General features: G+C 33.9%; 6 protein-coding genes. 5 read left to right on the top strand and 1 reads right to left on the bottom strand.

Features of this window, described 5'->3' with window-relative positions; genetic code table 11:
• Positions 1–1,310 precede the first annotated feature (1,310 nt).
• Positions 1,311–1,532 carry a hypothetical protein gene (locus F6K22_RS15490; protein WP_293099276.1) on the top strand — a complete coding sequence of 74 codons (222 nt, stop codon included), beginning with the start codon at positions 1,311–1,313 and terminating at the stop codon, positions 1,530–1,532.
• Positions 1,533–2,547: 1,015 nt separating this feature from the next.
• Here the strand turns inward: F6K22_RS15490 and F6K22_RS15485 are convergent.
• Positions 2,548–3,735, bottom strand: a complete 1,188-nt coding sequence (locus F6K22_RS15485; RefSeq protein ID WP_293099274.1) for a glycoside hydrolase family 10-like protein — start codon at positions 3,733–3,735, stop codon at positions 2,548–2,550.
• A 479-nt stretch (positions 3,736–4,214) separates the two neighbouring features.
• On the opposite strand from F6K22_RS15485, the gene F6K22_RS15480 reads away from it, so the two are divergent.
• From F6K22_RS15480 to F6K22_RS15465, 4 genes are all read left to right on the top strand, one after another.
• Entirely contained in the window at positions 4,215–5,339 is a 1,125-nt protein-coding gene (locus F6K22_RS15480) for a DUF262 domain-containing protein (protein WP_293099272.1), read from the top strand.
• Complete coding sequence (locus tag F6K22_RS15475; protein WP_293099269.1) at positions 5,332–6,441, top strand: DUF3696 domain-containing protein; 1,110 nt, start codon at positions 5,332–5,334, stop codon at positions 6,439–6,441. The genes F6K22_RS15480 and F6K22_RS15475 overlap by 8 nt, the downstream gene beginning before the upstream one ends.
• 2 nt (positions 6,442–6,443) lie before the next feature.
• Positions 6,444–7,394: a hypothetical protein gene (locus tag F6K22_RS15470; protein ID WP_293099267.1), complete on the top strand. Its 951-nt coding sequence runs from the start codon at positions 6,444–6,446 to the stop codon at positions 7,392–7,394.
• A gap of 83 nt (positions 7,395–7,477) precedes the next feature.
• Positions 7,478–7,759: a hypothetical protein gene (locus F6K22_RS15465; RefSeq protein WP_293099265.1), complete on the top strand. Its 282-nt coding sequence runs from the start codon at positions 7,478–7,480 to the stop codon at positions 7,757–7,759.
• Positions 7,760–7,978 lie beyond the last annotated feature (219 nt).

Below are 7,978 nucleotides of genomic sequence, written 5' to 3'. Positions count from 1 at the left end.
CAAAGTCGGAAAAATTTTTATCTTTTCGACTTTAGTCTTTACCTAGGAGGGAAAAATTTACCACCTCTAGTCTTTCCTCTTGCCAAAGTCGGAAAAATTTTTATCTTTTCGACTTTAGTCTTTACCTAGGAGGGAAAAATTTGCCACCTTTAGTCTTCCACCTCCCCAAAGTCGGAAAAATTTCTAGCTTTTCGACTCTAATATTTATCTGAGAAGGGAAAAATTTGCCACCTCTAGTCTTCTACCTCCCCAAAGTCGGAAAAATTTCTATCTTTTCGACTTTAGTCTTTACCAGGGAGGGAAAAAATTTAACACCTCTAGTTTTCACTCTTGCCAAAGTCGGAAAAATTTCTATCTTTTCGACTTTAGTCTTTACCTAGGAGGGAAAAATTTACCACCTTTAGTCTTCCACCTCCCCAAAGTCGGAAAAATTTCTAGCTTTTCGACTCTAGTATTTATCTGAGAGGGAAAAATTTGCCACTTCTAGTCTTTCCCCTCGCCAAAAGTAGAGAAAATTTCTACATTTTCGACTCTAGTATTTATCTGAGAGGGAAAAATTTGCCACTTCTAGTCTTTCCCCTCGCCAAAAGTAGAGAAAATTTCTACATTTTCGACTCTAGTGTTTACCTGAGAGGAAAAATTTACCAGCTTAAATCTTTCCCTCTTGCCAAAGTCGGAAAAATTTTTATCTTTCCCCCTCTACTATTTATTTGAGAGTCAAAAATTTGCCTACTCCAGTCTTTCCCCTCGCCAAAAGTAGAGAAAATTTCTACATTTTCGACTCTAGTGTTTACCTGAGAGGAAAAATTTACCAGCTTAAGTCTTTCCCTCTTGCCAAAGTCGGAAAAATTTTTATCTTTCTCCCTCTACTATTTATTTGAGAGTCAAAAATTTACCAACTCCAGTCTTTCCCCTCGCCAAAAGTAGAGAAAATTTCTACATTTTCGACTCTAGTGTTTACCTGAGAGGAAAAATTTACCAGCTTAAGTCTTTCCCTCTTGCCAAAGTCGGAAAAATTTTTATCTTTCTCCCTCTACTATTTATTTGAGAGTCAAAAATTTACCAACTCCAGTCTTTCCCCTACCCAAAGGTAGAGAAAATTTCTATTTTTCCCCTTCTACTATTTATTTGAGAGTCAAAAATTTACCACCTTTAGTATTTTTCCTTGCCAAAGGTAGAGAAAATTTCTATTTTTCCCCTTCTACTATTTATCTGAGAGTCAAAAATTTGCCACCTCAAGTCTTTCCCCTACCCAAAGTCGGAAAAATTTCTACCTTTCCCCTTCTACTATTTATTTGAGAGTCAAAAATTTGCCTACTCCAGTCTTTCCTCTTGCCAAAGGTAGAGAAAATTTCAATCTTTACCCCTCTACTATTTATCTGAGAGTCAAAAATTTGCCTACTCCAGTCTTTTCCCTTGCCAAAGGTAGAGAAAATTTCTATTTTTCCCCCTCTACTATTTATTTGAGAGTCAAAAATTTACCACCTTTAGTCTTTTTCCTTTCCAAAGTCAGAAAAATTTACCACCTTTAGTCTTTTTCCTTTCCAAAGTCAGAAAAATTTACCACCTCAAGTCTTTCCCCTCCCCAAAGTCGGAAAAATTTCTACCTTTCCCCTTCTACTATTTATCTGAGAGGAAAAAATTTACCACCTCAAGTCTTTCCCCTCCCCAAAGTCGGAAAAATTTCTATCTTTTCGACTTCTACTATTTATCTGAGAGGAAAAAATTTGCCACCTCTAGTCTTCCACCTCGCCAAAGTCACAAAAATCTCTAGCTTTTCGACTCTAGTATTTATCTGAGAGGGAAAAATTTGCCACCTCCGGTATTTCCTCTTGCCAAAGTCACAAAAATCTCTAGCTTTTCGACTCTAGTATTTATCTGAGAAGGAAAAATTTGCCACCTCCGGTATTTCCTCTTGCCAAAGTCGGAAAAATTTCTATCTTTTCAACTCTAGTATTTATCTGAGAAGGAAAAATTTGCCACTTCTAGTCTTTTTCAACTCTAGTATTTATCTGAGAAGGAAAAATTTGCCACCTCCGGTATTTCCTCTTGCCAAAGTCGGAAAAATTTCTACCTTTTCCCCTCTACTATTTATATGAGAGGAAAAAATTTACCTGCTTGACTTATTTCTCCAGGAAAAAGTTAGAGAAAATTTCTATCTTTTCGACTCCAGTGTTTACCTGAGAGAGAAAAATTTGCCACCTCTAGTCTTTCCCCTAGCCAAAGTCGGAAAAATTTTTACCTTTTCGACTCTAGTATTTATCTGAGAGGGAAAAAATTTAGCACCTCTAGTCTTTCCCTTACAAAAGTCGGAAAAATTTCTAGCTTTTCGACTCTAGTGTTTATCTGAGAGAGAAAAATTTGCCATCTCTAGTCTTCCACCTCCCCAAAGTCGGAAAAATTTCTAGCTTTTCGACTCTAGTGTTTATCTGAGAGTCAAAAATTTGCCTGCTTCATTTCTTTCTCCAGGCAAAAGTTACTAAAATTTCTACCTTTTTTTGACTCTACTGTTTCGTCGAGAGCAAAAAATTTACCTTGTTACTTCTTTTAACTAGAGATGTGTGGTCTGGAAATCTTTCCCTGAAATATTTCCTCCAAACTTTGATTTCTGATATTTTCCGATTCCTTTCCCCACTTCCATAAACTTTCATAGAAAAAGAAAGATACTCCGGCAAAATTTCTCTTCCGAACAGTTTCTACTTGTTCTTCAATTGTCGTTATCGGAGTAGAATTATTTTTTAAACCAGTCAAAATTCCAATGGCAAAAGGAATATTATTTTTAGCTAATTTAACCTCTGTTCGTTCCAACTCGTTAATAAAACGTTTAATATCTGGACGATAAACCTGTAAAACAATTTCATCAATCCATTTTTCTCTTTCCCAAGTAAACCAGTCTTGCAAATAAGCAGGTAAAGCAAAGTGCAAAGGATTGGGAGATACAGAAATAATACAGTCTGGTTTTATCGCTTTTATTTCTTCAGAAACTCGCTCCATAAAATTATTAATTTTATCTGCTCGCCAACGTACCCAAAAAGTTTCTTGATAATTGTCAGAAGGGGATAAACCAGGAAGTTCTTTTTCATATAATTTAACTGTAAAATCGTCATAACCAAATTGGGCAGGTAAGCCAAAATGATCGTCTAATTGAATTCCATCTATATCGTATTTAGTGACAATTTCTAGAATTAAATCTAAGATAAATTGCTGCACTTCTGGATGAAAAGGATTAAGCCAAACTCGGGGATATTCACCTTCCATTTTTATAGTAGTTCCATCCCGGCGTTTAGTTAACCAATTAGGATGTAATCTTACTAATTCTGAATCTGCTGGTGCCATGAAACCAAATTCAAACCAAGGAATAATTGTTAAACTTTTTTCATGTGCTTCAGTAATAATTTCTTGTAAAAAGTCTCGCCCTTGTAAACCAGGTGTAGGGTCTAAAGATTTGCCAAATACTTGTTGTGCTACTTGACTAGGATAGAGAGTATAACCACCTTGCCAAACAGTAGGATAAAGTGTATTGAAGTTGAGATTTGCTAAACGATTAACTGCTGCTTTTGTACCTGATTCAGAAAATAAAACCTCGCTGTCAATATTGGTTATCCAAACACCACGAATTTCTGTTTTTTGCGCTGTTTTGCTAATTTGATTAGAGGCTAATACCAATGTAATTGTTGTGAAAATTGCAATTAGTGTTAGGGTGATGGTTCGGTAAATTAATTTTGATTTAACCATGAGATTTTAATAGGTATTGAAATTATCTGTGATTGAGCGATCGCTCAGGTTATAAGATTAAATTATCTAAATTTTTCGCGATAATTGAAATTTAGTGAAGCGTTGGCAAAGCCTGGCCTTAGCTACATCTCTCACAACTATAAATTGATAATTGAGCTAAATATAAATAGCATTTTCCTGAAAAACCTCAGATTCAATTATCCAGATTTTTAGTAATAATCAAAATTAGGATTAGGGGGAGAATTAGGTAAATTGATTGAGATTTAGACATGAGATTTTGAGAGATATTAAATTTGTTGATGTTTGAGCGATCGCTCACAACTATAAATTGATAATTGAGCTAAATATAAATAACTAAAATCAAGGATTAGTATTTGATACTATACTTCTTTCTCACAGTTGTCAATTTCAAATAACAATTATAAATCAGGTCTAATCTCGGATGATATAATAAAGATTAAAATAATAGAGTAACATTTATGGTTAGTCAAAAAAATTCAAATAAATATCAAGCAGAAGAAAATGATGATAAGGAAGAATTTTCTGGAAAAGATAATTTAACTTATGACCCCGAGAAAATTAATATTATTACTAGGGAACCCACAATTGAACAGTTACTAAGAAGAATAGATGAAGAAGTTCTTAATTTAGCCCCTGATTTTCAGCGTCATTCTGATATATGGAAAGATGACGTTAAAAGTAGATTGATTGAATCTATTATTATTAGAATTCCTTTACCAGCTTTTTACATTGATGCAACTGATGAAGAACAATGGTTAGTGGTAGATGGTTTACAAAGATTATCAGCTTTAAAGCAGTTTATGAATGATAATAATCTACCTTTAACAGGTTTAGAATATCTCGCCAATGAACTAGATGGTAAAACCTATCAAGAACTGCCCCGTAAATATCAACGTCGTATTCAAGAAACTCAGGTTACAGTTTATCAAATTGCACCTGGTACACCACCTAAAGTTAAATACAATATTTTTAAACGTATTAATACAGGAGGAGAACGTCTAACTAATCAAGAAATACGTCATGCTCTAAACCCTGGTCAAGCACTTAAATTATTAGCTGAAATTGCAAAATATCCAGAATTTACTAATGTTATTCAGCTTGGTGAATCACGAATCAAGCGTATGGACGACCGGGAATTTGTACTAGGTGCTTTAGCAGTAATGCTGACATTTTACAAAGATTATGCGAAGGAAGGAAGAGAAGAATTTTTAGACAATGCCATGAAAAAAATTAATAATTTGTCTGAATCTGAAATTAAAAAACTTGCCAATAAATTTAAAAATACTATGATTGTTTGTCAAGAAATATTTGGCGATGAAGCTTTTCGGAAACCTAAAAAACCAAAACAAAGGAAATTCCCAGTCAATAGAGCTTTGTTTGAAACCTGGTCATTTCATATTAGTCAGCTTAACCGTCAAGAAGTTCAAAAACTTAAAATTAAGAAGCAAGACTTAATAGATAAATTTGCCAAATATGTAGATAAAGATAAAGAATTTGTCAAGTCTATCTCTCAAGCTCAAGACAAGATAGAATATCGTTTTGAAACTATTGGAAAAATCATTAAGGAAGTTATAAATGATTAGTTTAGTACATCTAAAAAACTTTAAACCTTTTGCCAGTCAGCTTTTATCTTTTAAACCATTAACTTTGCTATCTGGTCTGAATAGCACGGGCAAATCTTCTGTCTTACAAGCACTACTTTTAATGCGTCAATCTTATCAACAAGGACTATTAGAAAATCAAGGTTTAGCACTCAATGGTGAATTAGTTTCTATAGGTACTGCTCAAGATGCACTATTTGAAGGAGCAAAAGAGGATTTTATTAGTTTTGAAATTGTCTGGGAAAATGGCAATCGAGGAATCTGGAATTTCTCCTATGATCGGGAAAAAGATGTTCTAAATCTTGCCTCACCACTTGTGACTTCTGATATTTATAAATCTAGTTTTTTTAACAAAAATTTTCACTATCTGCAAGCTGAACGTTTAGGTCCTCGTTTATTTTTAGAAATGTCAGATTTCCAAGTTCAACAACTAGAAAAATTAGGTACTCAAGGAGAATATGCAGCTCATTTTTTATTTGTAAATGAAAACCAAAACATACCAAATCCTAGGTTAAAACATCCACAAGAAGAATCCCTAATTTTAAGAGAGCAAGTTGAAGCTTGGATGGGAGAAATTAGTCCGGGTACACGCCTACAAATAAACCCTAAACAAGATATAGACTTAATCAGTCTTCAATATTATTATGGAGATAGTAATTCTTATCGTTCTACTAATGTTGGATTTGGAATTAGCTATACTTTACCAATTATTGTAGCCATTCTTTCATCCCCTCCAGAAAGTTTAATTCTAATAGAAAATCCTGAAGCACATCTTCATCCAAAAGGTCAAGCAAAAATGGGAGAATTATTAGCTCTTGCTGCTAGTTGTGGGGTACAAATTGTAGTTGAAACTCATAGCGACCATGTTTTAAATGGAATTAGATTAACAGTTTATAGAGGAAAAATTGACCCTGAAAAAGTTAAATTACACTATTTTGACCGCCGAAAACAAGGAACAGAATTTATTACTGAAGTAATATCCCCACGGATAGATCGGAACGGACGAATAGATAAATGGCCGGAAGGTTTTTTTGATGAGTGGGATAATAGTTTAGAAGCACTTTTGGAACCGAGGGAAGAATAAATATGGATTTAGAAATGGTGCTTAATGAACTTTCTCTAGAGACTCCTGTTGCTGATATTTTCACAGCGCAAAAATTAATGTCAGAGTTAATTCAAACTTTACGTCAAGCAAAAAGTTTAGGCGTGAAACCTATTCTTCGGACTCACAGTAATATTAACAATATAGAACTTGTTTGTGATTATCCTATAGCAAGTTGGCGTAACGACAAAATAGTAGATTTAGAGGAGCGTAGATTTTTCCGTAGTCTAATTCTAAAAGCTCCTTTTTGTGAGGATGCTCTTCAAGAAATTAAAGATAAATTTGATTTGTCTGAAGTTAGGCATCAAGGCAAATTAGCAGATGGTCTTCGTTTTGCTTTAATTACTAATTCTCTTGCAGTTAGTTTATTTTCAGATATCCAATGGGATACAAATTTTTTGGAACTTCAGGTGACAGAATTAGACGAAAATGAACAGTTAACTGACTACTCGGAAAAAATTGTTCATGCGAGTCGAAGTAGTCATGTAAAACAACATACGGAATGGATTAAAAATCGCATTGAAAATAAATTATTTGATAGGCAAGTTGATGGAGAAACACTATGGGAAAGGAGACAAGAATTTTTTCCGAATTTAATATTTTGTGAACAAGTAGAGCAACAGTTACAAAGCCTAAAAACTGGCGACCCCATTTTGCAACAGGTAAAGAAACGATTATTGGAATTAGAAAAATACTGTCAAACTTGGCAAACAGGAATTTTTAATCCAAATCTTTTACCAAGCAAAACAACCCCAGAAAGTGACTCAAGAATTCAACAGTTTAGACAACCACTAACTATTAAATGTCCTGATGGTAAAAAACGTCTTTTTAGTTGGCATCTACGGATGACTCCTGGTGCTTGGCGACTTTATTTTTCTGAATATTTAGGACCTGGAAAAATAATCATTGGTTATATAGGTCTTAAGCTAAAATAGTGACAAAATTTGCGATGTAGCCATCCTAAATCTGTAAACCAGTATAACAACAGTTACAAAACCTAAATATCGGCAACCCAATCTTGCAACAAATAAAGAAACGATTATTGGAATTAGAAAAATACTGTCAAACTTGGCAAACAGGAATTTTTAATCCAAATCTTTTACCAAGCAAAACAACCCCAGAAAGTGACTCAAGAATTGAACAATTTAGACAACCACTAACTATTAAATGTCCTGATGGTAAAAAACGTCTTTTTAGTTGGCATCTACGGATGACTCCTGGTGCTTGGCGACTTTATTTTTCTGAATATTTAGGACCTGGAAAAATAATCATTGGTTATATAGGTCTTAAGCTAAAATAGTGACAAAATTTGCGATGTAGCCATCCTAAATCTGTAAACCAGTATAACAACAGTTACAAAACCTAAATATCGGCAACCCAATCTTGCAACAAATAAAGAAACGATTATTGGAATTAGAAAAATACTGTCAAACTTGGCAAACAGGAATTTTTAATCCAAATCTTTTACCAAGCAAAACAACCCCAGAAAGTGACTCAAGAATTGAACAATTTAGACAAC

This window comes from Okeania sp. SIO2F4, from assembly GCF_010672385.1.
Taxonomy (GTDB): Bacteria; Cyanobacteriota; Cyanobacteriia; order Cyanobacteriales; family Microcoleaceae; genus Trichodesmium.
This window is presented reverse-complemented; position numbering and strand designations above follow the sequence as displayed.

Excerpts from the sequence above, each read along its gene's own strand:
- F6K22_RS15485 (WP_293099274.1), bottom strand. The coding sequence starts at position 3,735 with ATGGTTAAATCAAAATTAATTTACCGAACCATCACCCTAACACTAATT.
- F6K22_RS15480 (WP_293099272.1), top strand. The coding sequence starts at position 4,215 with ATGGTTAGTCAAAAAAATTCAAATAAATATCAAGCAGAAGAAAATGAT.
- F6K22_RS15475 (WP_293099269.1), top strand. The coding sequence starts at position 5,332 with ATGATTAGTTTAGTACATCTAAAAAACTTTAAACCTTTTGCCAGTCAG.
- F6K22_RS15470 (WP_293099267.1), top strand. The coding sequence starts at position 6,444 with ATGGATTTAGAAATGGTGCTTAATGAACTTTCTCTAGAGACTCCTGTT.